18 protein-coding genes are annotated in these 20,856 nt (G+C 47.2%); 4 read left to right on the top strand and 14 right to left on the bottom strand.

Going from position 1 to position 20,856, the window contains the following annotated elements; genetic code table 11:
• Positions 1-95: 95 nt before the first annotated feature.
• The gene (locus tag M0413_RS02505; RefSeq protein WP_249553079.1) at positions 96-854 is read right to left on the bottom strand and encodes a hypothetical protein; all 759 of its coding nucleotides are present in this window, start codon (positions 852-854) and stop codon (positions 96-98) included.
• Between the two features lie 158 nt (positions 855-1,012).
• On the opposite strand from M0413_RS02505, the gene ubiD reads away from it, so the two are divergent.
• Together ubiD and fre are read left to right on the top strand one after the other, a co-directional pair.
• Complete coding sequence (gene ubiD / locus M0413_RS02500) at positions 1,013-2,494, top strand: 4-hydroxy-3-polyprenylbenzoate decarboxylase (protein WP_037427322.1); 1,482 nt, start codon at positions 1,013-1,015, stop codon at positions 2,492-2,494.
• Positions 2,495-2,595: 101 nt separating this feature from the next.
• On the top strand, positions 2,596-3,294 hold the full coding sequence (gene fre / locus M0413_RS02495; protein ID WP_037413943.1) for an NAD(P)H-flavin reductase: 699 nt from the start codon (positions 2,596-2,598) through the stop codon (positions 3,292-3,294).
• 237 nt (positions 3,295-3,531) lie between these two features.
• On the opposite strand, the gene M0413_RS02490 is transcribed toward fre, so the two are convergent.
• Positions 3,532-4,821 carry a permease gene (locus M0413_RS02490; RefSeq protein WP_249553077.1) on the bottom strand — a complete coding sequence of 430 codons (1,290 nt, stop codon included), beginning with the start codon at positions 4,819-4,821 and terminating at the stop codon, positions 3,532-3,534.
• 225 nt (positions 4,822-5,046) lie between these two features.
• Here M0413_RS02490 and M0413_RS02485 point away from each other — a divergent pair, with 225 nt between their 5' ends.
• Positions 5,047-5,358, top strand: coding sequence for an ArsR/SmtB family transcription factor (locus M0413_RS02485; RefSeq protein ID WP_037414026.1), 312 nt, complete (start codon positions 5,047-5,049; stop codon positions 5,356-5,358).
• 282 nt (positions 5,359-5,640) lie between these two features.
• Here M0413_RS02485 and M0413_RS02480 read toward each other — a convergent pair whose 3' ends face one another.
• Entirely contained in the window at positions 5,641-6,303 is a 663-nt protein-coding gene (locus tag M0413_RS02480) for a DUF3313 domain-containing protein (protein WP_037413939.1), read from the bottom strand.
• Positions 6,304-6,905: 602 nt separating this feature from the next.
• On the opposite strand from M0413_RS02480, the gene M0413_RS02475 reads away from it, so the two are divergent.
• Positions 6,906-8,657 carry a KAP family P-loop NTPase fold protein gene (locus M0413_RS02475; protein WP_249553075.1) on the top strand — a complete coding sequence of 584 codons (1,752 nt, stop codon included), beginning with the start codon at positions 6,906-6,908 and terminating at the stop codon, positions 8,655-8,657.
• Between the two features lie 381 nt (positions 8,658-9,038).
• Here M0413_RS02475 and M0413_RS02470 read toward each other — a convergent pair whose 3' ends face one another.
• The 11 genes from M0413_RS02470 to M0413_RS02420 form a co-directional block, all read right to left on the bottom strand.
• Complete coding sequence (locus M0413_RS02470; RefSeq protein ID WP_249553073.1) at positions 9,039-9,668, bottom strand: flavin reductase family protein; 630 nt, start codon at positions 9,666-9,668, stop codon at positions 9,039-9,041.
• A gap of 145 nt (positions 9,669-9,813) precedes the next feature.
• Positions 9,814-11,940 (bottom strand): M13 family metallopeptidase, encoded by a 2,127-nt coding sequence (locus M0413_RS02465; protein ID WP_249553071.1) that lies wholly within the window; start codon positions 11,938-11,940, stop codon positions 9,814-9,816.
• A 220-nt stretch (positions 11,941-12,160) separates the two neighbouring features.
• Positions 12,161-13,444, bottom strand: coding sequence for a winged helix-turn-helix domain-containing protein (locus tag M0413_RS02460; protein ID WP_037413903.1), 1,284 nt, complete (start codon positions 13,442-13,444; stop codon positions 12,161-12,163).
• A gap of 214 nt (positions 13,445-13,658) precedes the next feature.
• Entirely contained in the window at positions 13,659-14,555 is an 897-nt protein-coding gene (locus M0413_RS02455) for an ABC transporter permease (protein WP_249553069.1), read from the bottom strand.
• Positions 14,552-15,598, bottom strand: coding sequence for an ABC transporter ATP-binding protein (locus M0413_RS02450; RefSeq protein WP_249553067.1), 1,047 nt, complete (start codon positions 15,596-15,598; stop codon positions 14,552-14,554). Before M0413_RS02450 ends, M0413_RS02455 begins: the two co-directional genes overlap by 4 nt.
• Positions 15,595-16,869, bottom strand: a complete 1,275-nt coding sequence (gene nosD / locus M0413_RS02445; RefSeq protein WP_249553065.1) for a nitrous oxide reductase family maturation protein NosD — start codon at positions 16,867-16,869, stop codon at positions 15,595-15,597. The genes M0413_RS02450 and nosD overlap by 4 nt, the downstream gene beginning before the upstream one ends.
• A gap of 10 nt (positions 16,870-16,879) precedes the next feature.
• Complete coding sequence (locus M0413_RS02440; RefSeq protein ID WP_037413896.1) at positions 16,880-17,371, bottom strand: nitrous oxide reductase accessory protein NosL; 492 nt, start codon at positions 17,369-17,371, stop codon at positions 16,880-16,882.
• Between the two features lie 117 nt (positions 17,372-17,488).
• Positions 17,489-18,436, bottom strand: a complete 948-nt coding sequence (gene nrfD, locus M0413_RS02435; protein ID WP_047537518.1) for an NrfD/PsrC family molybdoenzyme membrane anchor subunit — start codon at positions 18,434-18,436, stop codon at positions 17,489-17,491.
• A 2-nt stretch (positions 18,437-18,438) separates the two neighbouring features.
• The gene (locus M0413_RS02430; RefSeq protein WP_037427340.1) at positions 18,439-19,146 is read right to left on the bottom strand and encodes a 4Fe-4S dicluster domain-containing protein; all 708 of its coding nucleotides are present in this window, start codon (positions 19,144-19,146) and stop codon (positions 18,439-18,441) included.
• Between the two features lie 86 nt (positions 19,147-19,232).
• A complete protein-coding gene (locus tag M0413_RS02425; protein ID WP_249553063.1) occupies positions 19,233-19,907 on the bottom strand; it encodes a tetratricopeptide repeat protein in 675 nt (224 codons plus the stop codon).
• Positions 19,908-19,984: 77 nt separating this feature from the next.
• A complete protein-coding gene (locus tag M0413_RS02420) occupies positions 19,985-20,764 on the bottom strand; it encodes an FKBP-type peptidyl-prolyl cis-trans isomerase N-terminal domain-containing protein (RefSeq protein WP_037413888.1) in 780 nt (259 codons plus the stop codon).
• Positions 20,765-20,856 lie beyond the last annotated feature (92 nt).

The raw sequence follows: 20,856 nt of genomic DNA, 5'->3' as shown, positions 1-20,856 counted from the left end.
ACGATTTCTCCGCGATTCTGTAAAACGACAACTGGCTAAGAAAAAAACAAGAGCCCACTCGGGGCTCCAGTTATAGAAGCGTTGATAAAAATGGATTACTTAACTAACTGTTCTTGATAGGTTTGGCTATTCCAATCGAAGGCATAAAGCGTGCCTTGCCATTCATATAAGGTACGGCCATCTTGCTGCACTATTCTGGCATTGCTCGGCAGACTCGACACACTGCGCGCCGCCCGCGCCCGGGGAACTGCGGCAGTTGGCTCCGCTGAGACTGTTGACGCTCTCGCCGTCGAGGCCGTAGACATTAGAGTTGCGCTATTGGTTGGCATATTCGACACCATCCGACCTTCGCTCGGCGAATATTGCATGCTGGTGGTAACACGCACAGGCGCAGAAATGGCCACTGGCGTATCATCATAGCCCGTCGGGATCGACAAACCGATGCCCGAATAAGGCGAATGCCAGTAACGCTCGCGACTCCAACGCCAGTCGTCATTCCATATCCCATCATTCCAGCCATAGCCAAGGTTCCAGCCCGTCGCTAAGCCAACTCCTAAACCCAATCCCCAAGGATAATAGGGACGGTAATATGGGCGATAGTAACGATGGCTATCACTATGTTTATGATGCTTTTTATAGTGATTATCTTGGCGCCCATAACTCTCGCTATAGCGATCATTTGTGCCTCGATCCCCCGCAATCGCCCAATCTGGCGCGGCAAGACCACCGATCAACAAGGCGCCGAGTAAAGACAAAGCCAAGCCTGTTTTATGCCAAGGCTCCGCGTGCTTACTTAAGCAAACCGATTGATGTTTAAGGCATTTATCTTTAGCAAGGAATGAATAGAATCTCATATAAACCTCGATATACCGGGCGTTGGTCAAATAAACACCGACCTAGGACAAGTATTTTACGCTTCCAAAGCTGGAAGATCACTGAATAGGTTAACCCTAAAACAGAAAAATGCTATAGTGCGCGCCACACGGATTTCCACTGCAGAGGCTATTTCCACATGAGTTTTAAGGATTTACGCAGCTTTATCGATCATCTGGAAGCCAATGGCGAGCTCAAACGCATTAGCTACCCCGTTGATCCTCATTTAGAAATGACAGAGATCGCCGATCGCGTTCTGCGTGCCAAAGGCCCTGCACTTCTGTTCGAAAATCCAACCAATCATTCCATGCCAGTGCTGGCCAACCTCTTTGGTACTCCAAAACGTGTCGCCATGGCGCTGGGTAAAGACGACCCGTTAGCGCTGCGCGAAGTCGGTGAGCTATTAGCGTTTTTAAAAGAACCCGAGCCACCACGCGGTTTTAAAGACGCGATTTCAAAAATCCCTATGTTCAAGCAAGCCTTGAATATGCCACCCAAGACGGTGCGTAATCCCGCCTGTCAGCAAGTGGTAAAAACTGGCGATGAAGTCGATTTAACCCAGTTACCGATTCAGCATTGTTGGCCGGGCGATGTCGCGCCACTGGTCACTTGGGGCTTAACCATTACTAAAGGCCCGCGTAAGAATCGCCAAAATCTTGGGATCTATCGCCAGCAATTGCTCGGCAAGAATAAACTCATTATGCGCTGGCTATCCCACCGTGGTGGCGCGCTTGATTTTGCTGATTTTAAAGAGCAATTCCCCGGTGAGCGTTACCCTGTAGTTGTAGCCTTAGGCTCAGATCCAGTGACTATTTTAGGGGCGGTAACCCCAGTACCTGATGCGATGAGCGAATACGCCTTTGCGGGATTGTTGCGCGGTGAACGCACCGAAGTCTGCAAAGCCTTAAGCTGCGATTTAGAAGTGCCCGCCAGCAGCGAGATTATCCTCGAAGGCTATATCGATCCCGACGAAATGGCCGAAGAAGGCCCCTACGGCGACCACACGGGTTACTACAACGAGACGGATAAATTCCCCGTCTTTACTGTGACCCATATTACTCATCGTAAAGATCCGATTTACCACAGCACCTACACTGGCCGTCCACCGGATGAACCCGCCATGTTAGGCGTGGCACTCAACGAAGTGTTTGTGCCGATTTTGCGTAAGCAATATCCTGAAATTATTGATTTTTATCTGCCTCCTGAAGGTTGTTCTTACCGGATGGCAGTGATCTCGATTCGCAAACAATACCCCGGCCATGCGAAACGGGTGATGATGGGCGCTTGGTCCTTCCTGCGCCAATTTATGTACACCAAGTTTATTGTGGTGGTCGATGACGATGTGAATTGCCGCGACTGGAACGATGTGATTTGGGCCATTACCACCCGTATGGACCCTAAACGCGATACCGTGATGATCGATAACACGCCTATCGATTACCTCGACTTTGCCTCTCCCGTAGCGGGCCTCGGCTCCAAAATGGGCCTCGATGCCACCAATAAGTGGGAAGGCGAAACCACCCGCGAATGGGGTACGCCGATTGTGATGGACCCTAAGGTTAAGCAAAAGATCGACTCAATCTGGGATGAGTTAGGCATAGACGACAGCCCAACCCTATAATTCAGCTTAAGCACGACGTACCCACTTAAGCCAAGAGAATTGGCCGCGAATGGCCTTAATGCGACACCTCTAACTAGATAAAAAGGTGCAAAGGAAGTTTGATGAAAACCATACGTTGTAAGATAGAGAAAGTAACCCCCTTTAACGACGCCGTATATCAGGTGTGGTTAAAGCCCGATACCCCCTTTGAGTTTCAAGCGGGACAATACCTGTGTGTTGTGATGGGTGAAAAAGATAAACGTCCCTTCTCTATCGCGTCCGCCCCTAATGCCGAAGTGATTGAGCTTCATATTGGTGCGGCCGTCAGCGAAAGTTATCCAATGCAAGTAGTTGAAAGATTGCGTAATAACACGCATATCGACATCGAAGCGCCAGGTGGCGACGCTCACCTACGCCACGACAGCCTGCGCCCACGTTTATTGATCGCCGGTGGCACAGGCTTCTCTTACATCAAGAGTATTGTCGAGCAACAAATCGCCCTCGGCCAACAGGTCGAAACAACCTTGTATTGGGGTTGCCGCACCCAAGATGCCATGTACTACGAAAGCATCGCCCGCGCATGGCACGACGCTCACCCTTGGTTACACTTTGTGCCTGTAGTAGAAGAGGCTCCAGCTAACTGGCAGGGTAAAACCGCCAATCTGCTCGCGCAAATCAAACAGGATTTTATCAGCCTCAATGGCTATGACATCTATATCGCAGGACGTTTCGATATGGTCGGTGCCGCCCGCGAAATCTTCCGCGAAATGGGTGTTGAAGAAGCCCATCTCTACGGCGATGCCTTCGCGTTTATCAAATAACGCATTGATTTGTAGCTTGGCTTGCTAACCTTTGCCAACATAGGCTCAAACAATAAACCCCAGTTTTTACTGGGGTTTTGTTTTTGGTTTGATCGCTTTTTTAACCGACTCACGAACGAGAGTCCTTGTCGAACAACGTCCATATCTACGACTTGGTTACTCCCCAAGCCTCTCCATTCGCACCACTTAAAGACACATCAAAAGCGTATTAGGTTTAATTTGCGTAGGAGGCTTTATTTAAAAGACTAAACCATAAAGAAATCCTGATGTGATAGCCATACCTAAAATAACGCCGAGAAAGGCAGCAATCATTTGATTTTTAAAGATCGCTTTTAACAAAATCACTTCAGTGATACTCGCGCCAGCACTGCCGATGATAAATGCCATCACAGAGCCCATTGCCATACCTTTTTGAACTAATGCCGCAGTGAGAGGGATGACGGCTTCGGCACGAATATAAAGGGGAATGCCAATAACCGCAGCAACAGGAATGGCATACCAAGTGGCCTCGCCGGCATAGTTCACGATAAATTCAGTGGGAATAAAGCCATAGATAAATGAGCCGAGTAACACCCCGACAAAAAGATAGGGTAATACATGCTTAAAGTCCTTCCACGTGGTGCGCCAAACCCGCAATGAACGACTCACAATATCGAGTTTAGGCGGTACAGTCGGGATATCAGCACCAGGAGTAACCGACGCCGATGTTGTCCCACAGCAGGAAGATGCTAACGATACAGGTTTGGTTTCGCAGCAGGAAGATGCTAACGGCGCAGGTTTGGTTTCGCAGCAGGAAGATGCTAACGGCGCTGGTTTGGTTTCGCAGCAGGAAGATGCTAACGGTGCAGGCTTGGTTTCGCAGCAGGAAGATGCTAACGGCGCTGGTTTGGTTTCGCAGCAGGAAGATAGTGCTGAAGTAGGCTTAACATCAGCATAAAGGAACATCTTAGGTGAAGACTTTACATCACTACACAGGGATACAATCGGCGCTAATTTAGTGGTTTCACCGCATGAAGATAAGGCTGGTGCTGCTTTTGTGTCGCAGCAACTTGAGTGCTCTACATTTTCTTGACCATAAGCCTCTTTACGCACATATCGTTCGAATCCTAGTTTTTCAAGGGTATAGCCCGCAATGACCGATACTCCCATTGCCATGACAAAGTAAAATACCGCGACTTTCACGCCGAAAGTGACCACGAATAATCCCACAATGATAGGGTTTAGTAATGGGCTAGCAAATAGAAACACCATCATAGGACCAAAGCCAGCACGAGCCCTGAGTAAACCTTTTAAGAATGGGATCGTTGAGCAAGAGCAAAATGGCGTAATAGAACCAAGTAAAGCAGCAATCAAATATCCTTTGCCATTACGCGAACTCAAAATGGATTGCACTTTTTGAGGGGTAACAAACTCTTGAAGCATACCAACGAGATAGCTAATCACAAGGAATAACAAGGTTAACTCAAGCGCAAGAAACGCAAACATATTTACCGTTTCATTTAGCATAGTGATGAGCTGTGGATTCATTTCTATCCTCAAAATATTTCGAATTTTCTAGAATAATAGTTATGATAACGACAATTTTCAACACTAAATTTCCATAAATGCAGAAATATAGTGTGAACACAGTATCAACAACAGATAAAGTTCATACTCATTGGGGATAGCAGTGCTTTTTGAAGCCGCTTAAAGATAGATAATTCTGGTATTATCGAATAAATTGATGGCATGAACGAAAACAACAGTATCAATATGAATATTGAAAATGCAGCTAAAGTATTGAAAGAACTCGGACATCCTACTCGTCTTGCCCTGTTCAGGATATTGGTAAAGGGTGGCTACGAAGGCGTTGCCGTGGGGCAACTACAAGAAGAGTTGCAGATCCCGGGTTCTACACTCTCGCATCATATTAGCGCCTTAGTATCAGCGGGGATTATCTCGCAGCGACGTGAAGGAAGAGTATTGTACTGCGTACCCGATTATCAATTATTACAAGGACTCGTACATTTTTTACAGGATCAATGTTGCAGTGCCCAGCGCCCTAAAATAGAGGAAGAGGCATAAAAACACCTTCATACTGCTACTTGCTAATCTCCGAAGTGTCTTGCACAAGCATTAAACAAGGACGTTTTATGCTCTGCAATACTCTGGCTCGTCTTACCCAGCAACCTAACGCTCAATATCTGTGACCATCACTAAAGGCAGGTTATCCACTGCATGCTTTTTTGTTGTCACGGCTCGAGTATTATCCTATCGATAAAATATAAACCCCAGTTTTTACTGGGGTTTATATTAATTGATCAACAACGACAAGTATCACTGATGGCTAGGAATAGACTTGTACGCTTATTTCCCTAAATTATCAGCTAACTGTTTAGCGCGACTCGCAGCCCACTGGTCGATCATCTTTTCCAGCTCGCTTGCACTAATTGGGGTATCTTTTTGGGTAGTGTCTTCACTCTCGCGAGCATCTAAAACTCGCACTAATAACTTACCGCTTTGTGAGTCGAGCAATTGCGACATGCTGCCAACCTTGAGCAAGTAAGGCTCCATACCTATTGCCTCTTTTGTCACATCAATGGCAATCTTCGCCGGTAATAAATCGCGTAATTTAAGCTCTGGTCGAGTTAAATCGAAATTTGTCACCGCCGCTTGAACTCTAATCACACCAGGGCCCGACTCAGTCGCAATCTTAACTCCATTTTTCGTCAATTCATTTTTAAACTTCGTATGATAATAACGGCCAATCTCATTCTGCTCATTCGCCGTTAATAGATACCACTGGCCATTCTCTTGACGAATAAATTGTAATGGATCGAGCAACACTTGATTGTACTGGCGCAGATCTACACCCTGCTCCTTATAAATACGCTGATTGGGATTAGTTTCACTCGTTTTGAACGCATCAAAGGGCACAACTTGAAACCCACTCATCGCCCTTTCCTTTACCGAGCATCCACCCATCCCCAGTAAGACCGTCGCCATGGCAATCATTACCACTTTTTTCATATTTGCTCCTGCACTGATTAATAATTTGTTTTTAGGATGAACAGCGCGATAAGCGGGCCTTCTCCTAAGTAATATTCCAACCAACAACCTTCCACAGTGGACACGACAAGGCAGCCCGTAACGACGACTCAAACAGTGACAACAGAAGTCACTTTATCAAACGGGTTCAGCACTTTATCTTACTGATAGAATAGTAATAACCTAGATTTTAGCGATTAGAAAGTCGCGCAAGCATTTATCTGTAAACTAGGTATGTGCCATAGCGCTAACACAACATCTTTCATATGAAAAAATACCCAATACAACATTTCACTAAAGAAGATTGCAGATATACCGTTTTTCGCAGTAGGGTTGTTTTAAATACAGCAGGACCTGTACCTGCGGCATCCCGAGGGGAAGGTGAACTTCAGTGATCTCGGCATTGGCCCTCAATCTCAAAAGAGTTGTGCCAGTCCGATCTTTCTTTGAACGAAACCATTTTAATATATGCGCGAAATTTAATATCAAAGAGTATCAATCAACTACCCAAAAATATATTTTGCGGCCTGTTATAAATAGTCATAAACTCCGAACTTATTAAATAATAACACTCGGATAATTAAATGGTTAAGCAAGTTATCTTGGATTGGACTCAAGGAAAAATTATTGATGATGAATTCTTTCCAGAAGATAAGCTAGGAAGAGAAAAGTACGCTACTTTTCTAACTAAACTGCTAGCCTCTCAAGGTTATGATGACCAGAGAACTGATGGTGACAAAAAACGGAATTATGTGCTTAATCTCAATGCTGAGTGGGGTGCAGGCAAAACCTACTTTCTCAAACGCTGGTCCGAAGACCTAAAAGAGCATTATCCTGTCGTATATGTAGATGCATGGAAAAAGGACTACTCAGATGACCCTTTGATGACAGTCATTTCATCCATTATTGACCAATTAAGAAAGCAAGCAGGAAAAGATAAAGATTCTCCAGTATTCAAAGCTCCTCGTAAGTTGATCGGCTTATTAAAGGCAGCGTCCCCTGGTATTGGTCGAGGATTATTTAAGCGATATGTCGGCATAGATCCTGTCGAAATTATGAATGCAGATGACGATAATGAAAATATTGGTCACATCAAGGGGGAAAATGGCCAAGATCTATTAGATACGAATAGTAACCCAATTGATATGAGCTTTGCCGCTTCAGAAGCGGTTAAGTATCTAATTGATGAACATGATGCAAAATCCAAAGCGATTGATAGCCTTAAAAAAAGTGTATCTGAATGGGTTGGAGCTGTTGTAGGCAATAAACAAAATAGCTATCCCGCTTTCATTTTTATTGATGAACTAGACCGTTGTAGGCCTAGCTATGCTGTTGAAATGCTAGAAACCATTAAACATATTTTTGATATTGATGGGGTTGTATTTGTCGTTGCAACAGACACAGAGCAGCTTCAGCATGCCGTTAAAGCGGTATACGGCGAGGGTTTTGACGCCAAAATTTACCTAGGCCGCTTTTTCAATAGTCGTTATAGCCTCAAGTCACCTAATTTAGAAAATTTTTTAGACGTACACAGCGATGCCAACAAGCTTTCAGAGGATTATTTAAAGAGAGTCAACATTGAAATATTCCCTCCTAATAGTGATGCTAAAATAACACTTAAAAATATATCAATTGTTCTTGAGGCCTTTAATGCCTCTCCGCGCACAGCAATTCAAATCACAGATAGAATACTGGCGACCATATCAAACATGCCCAGAGGTTCCAAGCTCGATATATTGATGTTGACGACTTTGCTTTGTATTAAAGAAAAGGACAATAAACTTTTTGAAGAAATCGTAAATGGCAAGTTTGAAAAAGTTATCCAGAAAGGTGATGGTACTAAAACTATCTATTTAGCTGAGTGGATAGAAAGTTACATACCAACAAGTTCTCATAACCGCCTTATTGAAATGAACTTCGACCCACAGCAATATGCGGATAATCTGTTTACATATGGTTCACATCGTCAGTCGATGAATATACCTTATCACTCAGGCTCATATAGTTTTAATTTACTTGAATACCTGAAAGAAATTTTCTCTTCTCACTTTGGCTCAACAACTAGACATCTTTCTGTTTTTTTTATAAACGATACGTCCCGACATACAGAAAGAGAAGACACTCCGTTACAGAAATCTTGTAGGGCCCTTATTGAGAAAAGTCGTAGTTCTAAATACGATGATAATCTATTCCAAACGTCAGCTATTCTGTGGGCTAATTTTCTCTATATTAGAAATCAGTTCGAAGATATCGGTATGGATGAATATAAAGACTTTGTCGAGTTGGCATCCCCTCTTGATTGGATGGGTCGAGAGGATCTAACAGAAAAAAGATAGGACTGGCATAACTCTTTGGAGATGAACAATACACCAAGGTTACAGAAGTTCACCTTCCCCTGCGAAGTTGCTGAAGGGCGTTGAAGAAAATCGCGTAACGCAGACAGGAAGTCTGCGTAGCTTTCGGGGGGAAGGGACGCCCCATCGGAAGCGTTAGCGATTTTCGAATAAGCACGAAGCCACTAATCAATGCATGTAACTTCGCTAGGGGCGTCTTGGAGCATCCAAGGAGGATAGGACGAGCAGTCCTCCTTGGTCGGGTGTGGGGTGAAGCCCCACGACTTTGACTTAGATTTTGATTTAAAAAGTTAACAGTTAAACTAATGCCTAAAACTCAAATGAAGTTTGAACACCCACAGCCCTGCGGCACCTGAGCAACCCTTACACCTGTGGTCTATGCAAATCAAACCTTAATTCTTCAGAGATCCCATAGTAGGCCGATGGGCCGCCGGCGCGCAGCACGGGTTCGGCGAGGGCGGTTTGATACACCCCTTTACTATCGAGTAAATGCTTGGCGATATGTACGGCAACCACTTCACCTAAGACTAGCCAAGTATCAATCTTGTCGCCATTGGCAGCAGTTAATTGAATACATTGAGAAAGCTTACATTCAAAGTTTACTGGGCTTTCGGCCACCAGCTCGGCTTGAACGATAGTGCCAGCCTTTGGGGTGAGTCCGGCAAAGGCAAACTCGTCCTCCCCGCGGGGCAACATGGCGGAAGTTTGATTCATTTTCTCGGCGAGGCTGCGGGTAGTGAGATTCCACACAAATTCGCCGGTGTCGACGATATTAGCAACACTGTCCTTCCAGCCTGTGCTGGCAAAGCCGATGATAGGTGGTTTGTAGTTGAAACAATTGAAAAAACTATAGGGCGCAAGGTTGCGTTGTCCCTGTGCATTGCGGGAGGAGATCCAACCTATGGGCCTGGGGGCTATAATGGCATTTAAGGGATCGTGCGATAACCCATGTCCCTTACTCGGCTCGTAAAAATAGCGGTTTTCTACACTCATGCCTCATCCCTTAATCGCAATGTAAATACTAAAGCATCATCTTACAGGACTTCGGCGAACCGCTAAATATTCTAATAGCTGAATAGCGCAAAGTATAAGGGGAACAATATGTTCCCCTTAGTTGATGCTGTTTAAGACGATGAACTTACCAGATCTTCACACGATCCTCTGGCGCTAAGTACAGCTTATCGCCGGGCTTCACATCGAATGCGGTGTACCAAGCGTCTAAGTTACGCACGGTCAGCGCGCGGTACATGCCAGGGGCATGACCATCGGTCGCCACGCGGGCACGCAGGGCTTCGTCACGCATCTTGGTTGCCCAAGTCTGGGCGAAGCCGATAAAGAAGCGTTGGTCGCCGGTAAAGCCATCGATAACCGGCGCGGGTTTGCCATTAAGTGAAGCATGGTAAGCATCGAGTGCGGCCGCTAATCCCGCCACGTCGGCAATGTTTTCACCTAAGGTCAGCTTGCCGTTTACATGCAAATCTGGGAATGGCGCATAGGCATCAAACTGCTTAGCCAGTGCCTCACCCTGTTTAGCAAATTGAGCAAAGTCCGCTGGCGTCCACCAGTTACGCATTGCGCCCGTCGAGTCGAACGCCGCACCATTGTTATCGAAGCTATGGCTGATTTCATGGCCAATCACAGCGCCAATCGCACCATAGTTGTAGGCGGTATCGGCCTTAGCATCGAAGAATGGCGGCTGTAAAATCCCCGCAGGGAAGTTAAGCGCATTCTGCACCGGCAGGTTAACTGCGTTAACCACTTGCGGCGTCATCCACCACTCGCCCTTGTCCATTGGTTTGCCGATTTTGGCGAGTTGATGGGCATATTCCACCTTTTCACCATTGATAGCATTGGCATAGGCATTGGTTGGCGATACGGCATAGGCATCGTAATTGCGCCATTTATCAGGGTAACCCACGCCAACGGCGATGGTCGCGACCTTAGCTAAAGCTTCCTTCTTGGTTGAAGGGTCCATCCATTCGAGTTTTTCGACCCGCTTACCAAAGGCACTGACGATGTTATCCACCATAGTGCTAACCTCGGCCTTGGCCGAGGCCGGGAAATAATGCTCGGCGTAGGCGCGGCCCACGGCATCACCAAGGTACTCATCCAAGGCACTCAAGGCGCGTTTATCACGGCTGCGCTGTTCGGGTGTGCCTGACAGCTTAGTGCCGTTAAAGGCAAAAGAAGCGTTATCGATAGCCGATGGCAATACATCGGCGTGGCTGTTGATATGGTGGAACATCAGCCAGTCTTTCCAAGCATCCAACGGCTCAGAGGCCACCAACGCCGACAGGCCAGTAATGGCACTGGCATGGTAAGCGGCAAATCTGTCTTGCTTGCCAAGCTGGGCGGCATCTAAAAAGGCTGTCCAGTCGATACCCGGGGCTTTAGCGTCAAAGTCGGCGCGGCTCCACACACCCGATGCCTTAGTAAAATCTTCACTGTCTTCACGGCTGGCGTGGGCGCTAGCGATCTTGTGTTCGAGAGCAAAAATACGATCTGCACGGCTAGCAGCATCGCTAATACCCGCATCGGTCAGCAGGGTCTCGATATAAGCGCGGTAAGCGGTGCGGATCTCGACCATTTTAGGATCATCCGACAGATAGTATTCGCGCTCGGGTAAACCTAAACCGCCTTGGAGAAAATAAGGTAATACTTCACCCGGAGTCGCCAGACCTTGGGTGACGAAAATACCGAAGAGGTTTTCAGTGAAAAAGTCGGTGGCATTGAGCGGGTCCACATCGGCGCGCAGGTTAGCACCAAGCGCCGCCGATAAAGCCTGTTTATCCGCAATGGCTTGATAACGGGCTAAATCGGCTTCCATTGGCTTCATGCCCGCCGCATCGATTGCCGCGGTGTTAGTGTACGCCTTGTAGAAATCGGCAATGCGCGCATCATCGCTGCCAGCGGGGTGTTCGGCCTTGACTAAGTCGGCAATCAGGCTGGTCTTATGCTTTTCCGTCTCTTGGAAAGCCACTAAAAAGGCGCCCGTGCTTGAGCGATCGGCGGGGATCTCTGTGGTTTTCATCCATTCGCCATTGGCGTAGGTATAAAAGTCATCGCCGGGTTTAACCTTGGGTGACATGGCCGCGAGGTTAACGCCAATTGGCATGGCGGGTTCGCTGGCGTCGGGCACAGCACTGGTTTGTACTTTTGCAGCATTGTCGCTGGCGACGGTTTGATTGGTGTTATCACCACAGGCAGTTAATCCCGTCAGTACTGTTGTTGACAGTAATAAGGCGGGGATCAGGCGGTCCGACATAAGAGACTCCTTCCGTTGTTATTCTTGTATTTTTGGTATTTTGGCTAATCTAGATGCTTGCTAGCATGGTCTGGCAGTGTAACTGGCGATATGGTGGGATGTAAAAGAAACTCACACTTTATGATAGAAAGTTAATGCAAAGTCTTTAATACAGGCTTTTGAGCGGCGAGCCCAAAACAAAACAGCCGATGACTATCGGCTGTTTGAGTAACATGAGCAGTTAGAGCTTAACTTGAGTGTACTGAGTCCACGCCAGCAGTTGTCCCATTTGCGGGACTATCCAAACGGCAGTGTCCTTATTTTGATAAACCCGATAATAGAACAGATCTTCATCGCGAATATCGTGCTTACGAATCGCGCGGTAAAACTGCATGGCCGAGTGGCTCACTTCATCGGGTTTGGTCAGCTCTTTTTGTGATACTTTGACATGAAAAACATCCACATTGAGATCACCTATCTGGGTTTGATATTGCTCAAAATCGCCCCGAATGGTGTACTTAATCGGTGTGGTTAAACAGTCCTGATCGGTAATGCATGAGGTGGAGTAAAACTTGCCTCGACTTTGCCCCTCGTACACCAGCGACATGCTGAGATCCGTGCGAACCAGTAACTCACCAGCCACCGGAAAATAAATATCCGCATGGTAGTTATGCTCCAGTAGCTCCCCAACCCCTTTATCATCAACGGGTAAGACTACGCGGTTGTAGCGGATCCGCTCTTCCATCTTTTTACTAAGTGGAATAAATTCCGCCATGCTCAGGCCAGCGGGTTTAGCATCAATCGAAGTGATATTGATGATGCCTTTGCCAGTACAATCCTTGGCATCTAACGCAGGGCATATTGCCATCGAATAGTTTTTACCATCCGTTGACGCAAAGGCACTGAAATAAGGTAAGCCATCGATATGGTTACCTTCTGGTGCTAAATGTTTTTGCCACCACGAGGGGTGTAAATGCTCTTCATCATCGATATACAACACCTGCGCCGTACCTAGGGTGCCACCAATATTCAGGCTGATATATTTATCGGCATTCCATTTCGCGACATGCTTCACCACTGCATGGTGATCGCTCCAGTACCAGATCAAGGTGAGGATCATCCCCAGCATGACGATACCAGCAACCTTAGTCCAAGCAGAGACACCCACAATCGCATCGCGGATAGCATCGGCATCGTTAATCGCCAACATTTTTACATGGGACTGTTCTGAGACGTGCAATTGATAACCGCGGCGCGCCACAGTTTTGAGCTGTACCTCGGTATAAGGCTCTAATTTTTTACGTAATGTGCTGATGCATTGGGTCAAAGAGGTTGGTGCGACCACGCGATCTGGCCAGCCTACTTGTAGCAATTCTTCCTTGGTAAAAATGGCATTCGGCGATGACAGCAGCAACACGAGTACGGCGGCTTCTGAAAAAGTCAGGCCGATCTCGGTTCCATGAACATGGTCAACCAGCAGCTTGGCCTGTTCATCTAGCATGAGGTATGAAGTAATTTTATGCATGTTAAGCGCCCAAAACTAAGCCAAAACAATAGACTATGATTGCGCTAACAACGGGCAAACACAGTGAAACTCAGTTTCACCCGAGAGCAACCGTGACTTGTGGCTACCAAATCAAGATGGCTTATTTTACCTTTTAACAACATAAAATACTGTGACTCTACACTCAGTTTACCTATTGTTTTTTAAGCGTAAATTTAAACTAATGCAGGGGTATCTAAACTTCTTGGCGATTAAAAATAACGCAACAAACCAGTAGCAAAACAGTCAACCAGCCCACAAATACACCATACATTAAGGGCAAGCCCATACCCGTTTGGGAAATTAGGGCGAGAGTACTCTTTGCCGATAAGGTATCGGCAGGGTTTGCGAGTAAGTTTAAAGCCCGGAAAAGATCGGTAGGATTGATTAAAATCAATAGGTTAAATAGTTGACGATTGAGTACCTCAGCCATACTGACGAGGGCTGTTAATAGTACCAAATCGTAGACCAACACCAACACAAACCAGAGCAGCAGTAATACACCTAAGGCTTTGGCTTTTTCCCGCACACACAGGCTCACGCAGTAACCTAAGAGTACAAACACTAAGGACAATAAAATTCCGCTACCCATCAGATGAATAAAGCCAATCACTAAGGCCAGCCGTGCGTGTTCGGCTCCAAGGACAAGCAGCAACAAGGCCGTTAAGCCAAATCCCAATAAACAGGCAGTAGCCATCACATAGGCGTGGCCGAGTAATTTGCCACAAACCAAATGCCAACGGGCTAAGGGGTAAGTCAGCAACAACAGCAAGGTGCCCGATTCCCGCTCACCAACAAAGCTATCGTAGCTAAGTAAAATGGCACCCAAAGGTAAAATAAACACCGCGAGCGTGACTAAACCAGAAAAAATTTGCGCGCTCTCAAATACCACTAAACTGCCCGACACAGCGCTGCCCATAAAGCTCACGCACAGGGATAGGATCAACAACATACCCGCCATAAGCCATAACCAACGGTTACGCAGATTGTCTTTAAATTCTTTTGCCGCAACGGCTTGAATCAATGTCAGCGCCATAGGAGGACGAAAACTCGACAAGCCTTGCTGCTGATCTAACTGACAGATTTGGCTCATGCCACTAACTCCGATTTAACCGCTGCTGAACCAGCAAAAGTGTTACAACTGGATGCACTTTGGGGGTGAAGATTCGCCATATAAAAATGAAAAATATCCTGTAAACTCGGCGGCACAATAGAAAACTCATGGATATTCAGGGAGTGTAATTGCTGTATCACCTTGGCTTTTAGCGCATCAGGCACCCTTAAGCACACTCGGTCTGAGGCTGAGGGTTCTAACAGTGAGGCGAACAACGCTTGGCTTAGCAACTGCTGATATTGCAGCGGCGTAAAGTGATGCAATTCAATCAGGCTAGGTAGCGAGGTTGCAGCCCTAAGACTGAGCAAATTCCCTGAGGCAAGCATCTGGCCTTGGCCTAAAATCAGCGCGCTATCCATTTGATCTTGCACTAAACCTAACTCGTGGGTACTGATAATGATCGCGCAGCCTTGGGCCTTAAGTTGCGCCATTTTTTGATACAAAAAGGCCGATGCCAGCGGGTCGAGCCCGACTGTCGGTTCGTCCAACAACAGCACTTTTGGATCAGCAAGCACCGCCTGCGCTAAGCCTAAACGTTGGCGCATCCCCTTGGAAAAGGTGCGCAGCCGTTTATCCTTAGCCGCCATCAGGCCAAACTCTTCCAGTAAAAGGTTGACTCGCACAGGTGCAACGCCCTTAAGCTTGGCAAAGTAGCTTAAGAGTTCATGCGCCGTCATATTGTCATAAAAGCTTACATTTTCAGGCAAATACCCTAAAGATAAACTCGCATTGACCCGCTTAGCTTGTACCTCTTGCCCCTGCACAAATAACTGGCCCGCGCTTGGGGATACCAAGCCTAAAATCATTTTGATCAGCGTAGATTTACCGGCACCATTATGGCCTAGCAGCGCTAAGGTTTGGCCTGTAAACACCTCAAAATTAAGATCTTTTACCGCTTCAAATTCGGCATACCGCTTGCTCAATCCAACGGCCTTAACAGCCACTTGCCCTTGGGCGGCAGTTTGCTTTGTCATTAATGTCAGCGCCTGTGGATTGATTGCGTTGTTGGTAAAATGGCTCATATTCCATCTCCCTCTGTGGTCAGTCGCATTAAGGGGAAACTATCACTCACACCGCTGACACTCGTTGGCTGAAACTGCCGCTCTACCCAACGCAGCAGCAATACCACCGGGCTTTCCATCAGTAGTTTCGCCTCGGGATAGAGCCAAAATAGCTTGTCTAAATTGTCGTTAGGTCTGTGGGTAACATCCCCCACTCCGTCGCCATTAGCATCCCAGCCGCGGTATTCAGACCAGTAATTGCCCTGCCCCTGATAACTCCACTCCAGCTGCGCTTCGCCGACATACTTAACTTGGGTCTGATTGGCTAAAATACGATTATGCCAAAGGCGGTTTGCTTCGCCGCCCATCGCCATGCTGATCCCAGTATCACTGTGACTAAATTCATTATCTTGAATGCGATTATTCTGCGCGGCGTAGATAAAAATGCCCTTGCCTTCGTTACCGAGTTCTACCGAACCTTGGGGATGCTTCACGTCTGTGGCGATATTCGCCTGAATATGGGAGTCGTTGGTGATATTGAGCAGAATGCCAAAGTCCCGCGCTTGGCTGACGCGATTATGGTGCAGGTAGATTTGTTGTGAATTCATCAATGCGTAGCCGCCGTCGACGCTAATCGCTTGATTGTTTGAGGCTTCATCACCTCGGGTATACATGTAGTGAATGCCGTATTGAAGCTTAGCGAATTGATTATGGTGAATTTTGCTGTCCGTCACCGACTCGAGATACACGCCATCGCGGACAAAGATAAAATGGTTATCTTGCACTTGGGGCGCACTCACATGCTTGAGGAAGACACCGTCACCCCGATCCAACACATAAATGGCGCCATTGCCGCTGATATTGTTTTCAATGATGCACGGCGCAGCAAGTTGCTCGCCATAAATCCCAAAGCCATCCCCGACAAGACGATTGCCCTTAATAAGCACCTCGTCTGCCCCGGGCTGCAATAAAATGCCTGCATCATGGTAATAAAGATCCCGCCCCCAATGGCGGATATTGAGCCCTTCGACAATCACTTTGGGTGCAGTAATGGTGAGGGCGCTGCCTTGGCGTAGGGCATCGAGGGTCGCGCCCGCTTCGGCCTTAATATGAATGGAGCGGGTGACACTGAAATTACCTTCATACACTGCGGTATCAAGTACGAGTGTGTCACCGTCCTGCGCCTGCGCCAATGCTTGGGTTAAAGAGGCAGTATCTTTAACCCTTAACTCCTGCGTCACACCGATAAAGGATAAGGTGCAGAGCCAACAGAGGAGCAATAAACGCAGCATAATCAATCACCTACTTATCGCCAGCGAGTAATTCGAGAGTGATATCTTCAAAGGTTAATACGCGTCCACCGTATTCCTTTGCAAAGGCTTCGGCGGCGGCTTTAGTACTAAAAGGTGCGACTGCTGGCCCCATCACGGCTTTTTTACTGGTGCCGTAAACATAAAATGCGCTGGCGGCATCGATAAAGGCGCCATCGTCAGGCTGTTCCCAATCGGTTGTCGCGGCGTCATGCACCATCATGTAAGCAATTTGTCTTTTATTTTCAGGCTGTAAGGCAAAGTTAAACATATCGCGGCTAGAGCAAAACTTAGGCACCATCTTCTCGGCCTTAAGGTGTACTTGTCCCTTTGGTCCAGGGTATTTAGTGATCACCATACCGCATAGGTGGCAACGATCATGCTCGTGGATCATCTCGGCTTTGTGTTGGTGATCGGTCGCTTCGCTCTTATTGCAGCCTAATAACAAAGGAGCGAGTAGTAACAACCCAAAGAACTTTTTCATGCTGTTAATCCTTTGAAAAATATCAACGCCTCGCCAAGGCACCTTGCAGGGACAGACCTCTTGCGACGAGGGTTGATAAAAAAATGGTTCATCAAAGGCCGAGGCCTTAGTACATCGTTAAATCGCGTAGTTTTGGCCCGCTAACAGGATAAAGAGTCGTAGACACATCATCCCCACTACCGCACACATTCCCGACATATAAAACGCTTTGGCCGAATGGCTAAAATGTTTACCCGTCGCAAAGTTCAGTAGCAGTGGCGCGGCAAAGCCGATACCCACAACACCAATCCAGAATACGCTTGCCCACACACCTTCATGGAAGGCGGCAAAAGCAAATTGGCCACCGGCATTACCCGTTAATAGTGCTGTCGCGATCATGAAAATAAACATGGCTTCGGCAAACATAATGGGCCACTCAGCGCCGTGCAGGATCTTCATTTCGCCGCTGTGCAGGGGTTCTTTAAATAACCACACCGCCAGCATTTTGGCTGAAGCGCCACCCGCGGATAGACCCGAGGCAATAAACAGCGCAGGGAGTACCGAGGTGTTGATCAACGGGAAGCGGATCAGCGCAGAAATCAAGAAGCCTGTGTAAGCACACACTGATAACGCCAGCACTAACGCGAGCGCTTCCATTGGGCGTCTAAAGCCTTTTAACTTGGCAATAATCGGCGCTAAAAACTTCAATTGTGGGATGGCCATCAGCTCTTTTTCAAGCGCTAAAAGTGCTACCACTGCCACTAACGGGATATACACCGACAGCGCAATAACACCAATCGACATCACAGAATTTAAGTTATAAAACACCAAAATTCGCCAGAAGAATAAGGGGTTAGTCAAGTCGAGTACCAGACATAACATCCCTAAGCTAATGGTCACAAAGGACAGTAAAGTCGCGGCTTTTAAGAAGGCGGTATTTTCAACCTGGCCTAGGTAAAAACGCAGCGCCAGCGCAATGGTTAACGCCCCGCCCGAAATCCCCGCGAAAAATAAATACACTGCAATCGGCCAAGGCCAAGCAACGCCTTGGGATAAGCCGAGGGTAAATTCCATACTGGTATCCATATTTACACTCCCAGTTTGACGATTGGTATGTAACGTAAGCTCGGCTCAGTACCAAACTGCGGTTTAATCCGCACAGAGTCTTTTACCGCCAATAACTTACTCACATAGGACTGAGGATCATTGGCATCACCAAAGATCAGCGCGTCGTACTTACAGCTCTGTACGCAGGCGGGTAACTCGCCCTTAGACAGCTTGCTATGCAAGCAGAAGTCACAGTTATCCGCCACATCCGTCTCTTTGTTGATGTAACGAGCGTTGTAAGGGCAAGCACCAATACAGTACTTACAACCCGCACATTTGCTCGCATCCATAGTCACGATGCCCGTTTTCGCGTCGCGGTGCGCCGCGCCCGTTGGACAAACCGTGACACAGGGGGCGTTTTTACACTGCTGGCAGGAAACCCGCACAAACTTACGCTCACAGTCACAACTCATCTTGCCGCAATGAGGGCAGGCTTGGCCTTCAACACGACCACTTTGCTGCTCAAGGATCACCCGAGAAACACCCGCGGGTAAGTTGTTTGCTTGGTTACAGGCGGTTTTACAATCACCACAACCGACACATTTATTTTGGTCAAACACCATGACGTAATGGGACTTATGGGCGCTGTCAGCATCTTCTTTGACCGAACAACCCGCTAAAGGTGTTAACATCAAAGAGCACATGCCAGCGCTTTTAAGGAACCTCCGTCTCTCTATATTTTCACTCACAACATCCTCCATCTATCGGTTTTATACCGACGTTTTTATTTATATCGTTATCGTTCCTACATGCCTGAAAATGGCTAGCGACTTGATTAATATCCACTTTCATTCAATTTGCTTTGGGCCTTGCCAATGGCGTTTAAAATGGCCTCACGATTAATCTCTGCCGTTGGCTGTGACAGTAGTGCCTGCCAATGGTCTATCGCCTCTTGGTAACGCCCATGAAGATACGCATCGGTGGCCTGTAACATGCGGGTCTGCGGCTCAAAGGGCGCAAACGCCAAGATCTGTGCAATCAGCGCTTGGGTTTGCGGCATCATTTGGCGACCATCGCGGTAATAGAGTGCATTCGCTTTAGCACCGAGCACCTCGGCATCCTCTCCCACCAACGCAAGCAACTTGTCCAAGGTCTGCACCGCATCGCTATATAAACCACCCGCGCTATAGGCCTGGGCAAGTGACATCAATGCCAGCGGGTTTTGTGGTTGATCGTCCACCAGGCGAACGGCTTTGGTGATATCGGCTGCCACTAAGTAGTCAATATGTTCATTGACTATGCCCTTATCCCAATCCTGGTAACGCCCCGTTTGGCTGTAGATAGCGAGCGTCATAGCAAGCAATACACCACTGCACAGCACTGGCAACCCAGAGGAGACTAAAGGCAGCCCCGCAACGGTTTGCTGTTGATTTAAGCGTGCGTGTTGCCAAAATATCCAAGCAACAAATCCGCTTAATAGGAGTGCGATGGTGAACCCTAAACTTGCCATACCTAACCTCTTTGCTTGCCGCTCCAAGCTTATGACTGAGCGAACAAAACCGAACGCTCAGTCCCCGATGTTTGCTCTTAGTGAGCAGGCATCATGCCCATCATGCGGGCTTCTTTTTTCTCACTTGGCTTTTCGATATTTTTCAGTTCGATTTCAAAGATCAAGGTAGATTGCGGTGGAATTTCACCCACAAATTCATTGCCATAGGCTAAGTTTGCTGGGATAACAAAGCGGTATTTAGAGCCCATAGGCATCAGTTTTAAGCCTTCTTCCCAACCAGGGATTACCGTCATTAAGGCAAAACGCGTAGGGTCTTTGCGGCCAACGGTGTTTTCAAATTCAGTACCATCGATAAGCTTGCCAACGTATTCAACGGTGACCACGTCCTCAGGATTAGGTTTGTTACCGGTACCTTGGGTTAACACTTCATATTGCAGGCCAGATTCAGTCACAATCACGCCAGCTTTCTTTTTGTTTTCAGCAAGAAAGGCTTCACCCGCCTTGGTATTTTCAGCAGCTAATTTTTCAGCGTTGGCTTTTCTCACTTGATTTAATTCTTCGGCGCGTTGATTGAGATACGTCACCACTTCTTCATCGGTTAATTGCTGTTGTTTTTTCAGCGCGTCCACAAAACCTTGAACCACTAAGTCCACATTCACTTCTGCGCCCAGTTCCACTTGGTTATAAACCTGGCCAGAAATGTAGTTACCGACAGAGGCACCGATACTGTAAGACGCTTTATCTGCATCGGTTTTAAGGCTTGGGGCGGCAAAGCTCGCCATAGACACAAACAGTGCAGCGCAGGTCGCCACTGTGATGGTTTTTGGGATAAAAGACGTTGGCATAGATGTTTTCATTTTATGTTCTCTACAATTTAGCCCTGGGGCTTGGTGCGTTAGCCGAAAACGTATGGACATTGCCCATAACCGATTAATATATTTATTTGATT

The organism is Shewanella sp. 8A, from assembly GCF_023475945.1.
GTDB lineage: Bacteria > Pseudomonadota > Gammaproteobacteria > Enterobacterales > Shewanellaceae > Shewanella > Shewanella xiamenensis.
The sequence above is the reverse complement of the archived record's forward strand: the minus strand, read 5'-3'. Positions and strand labels throughout refer to the sequence as shown.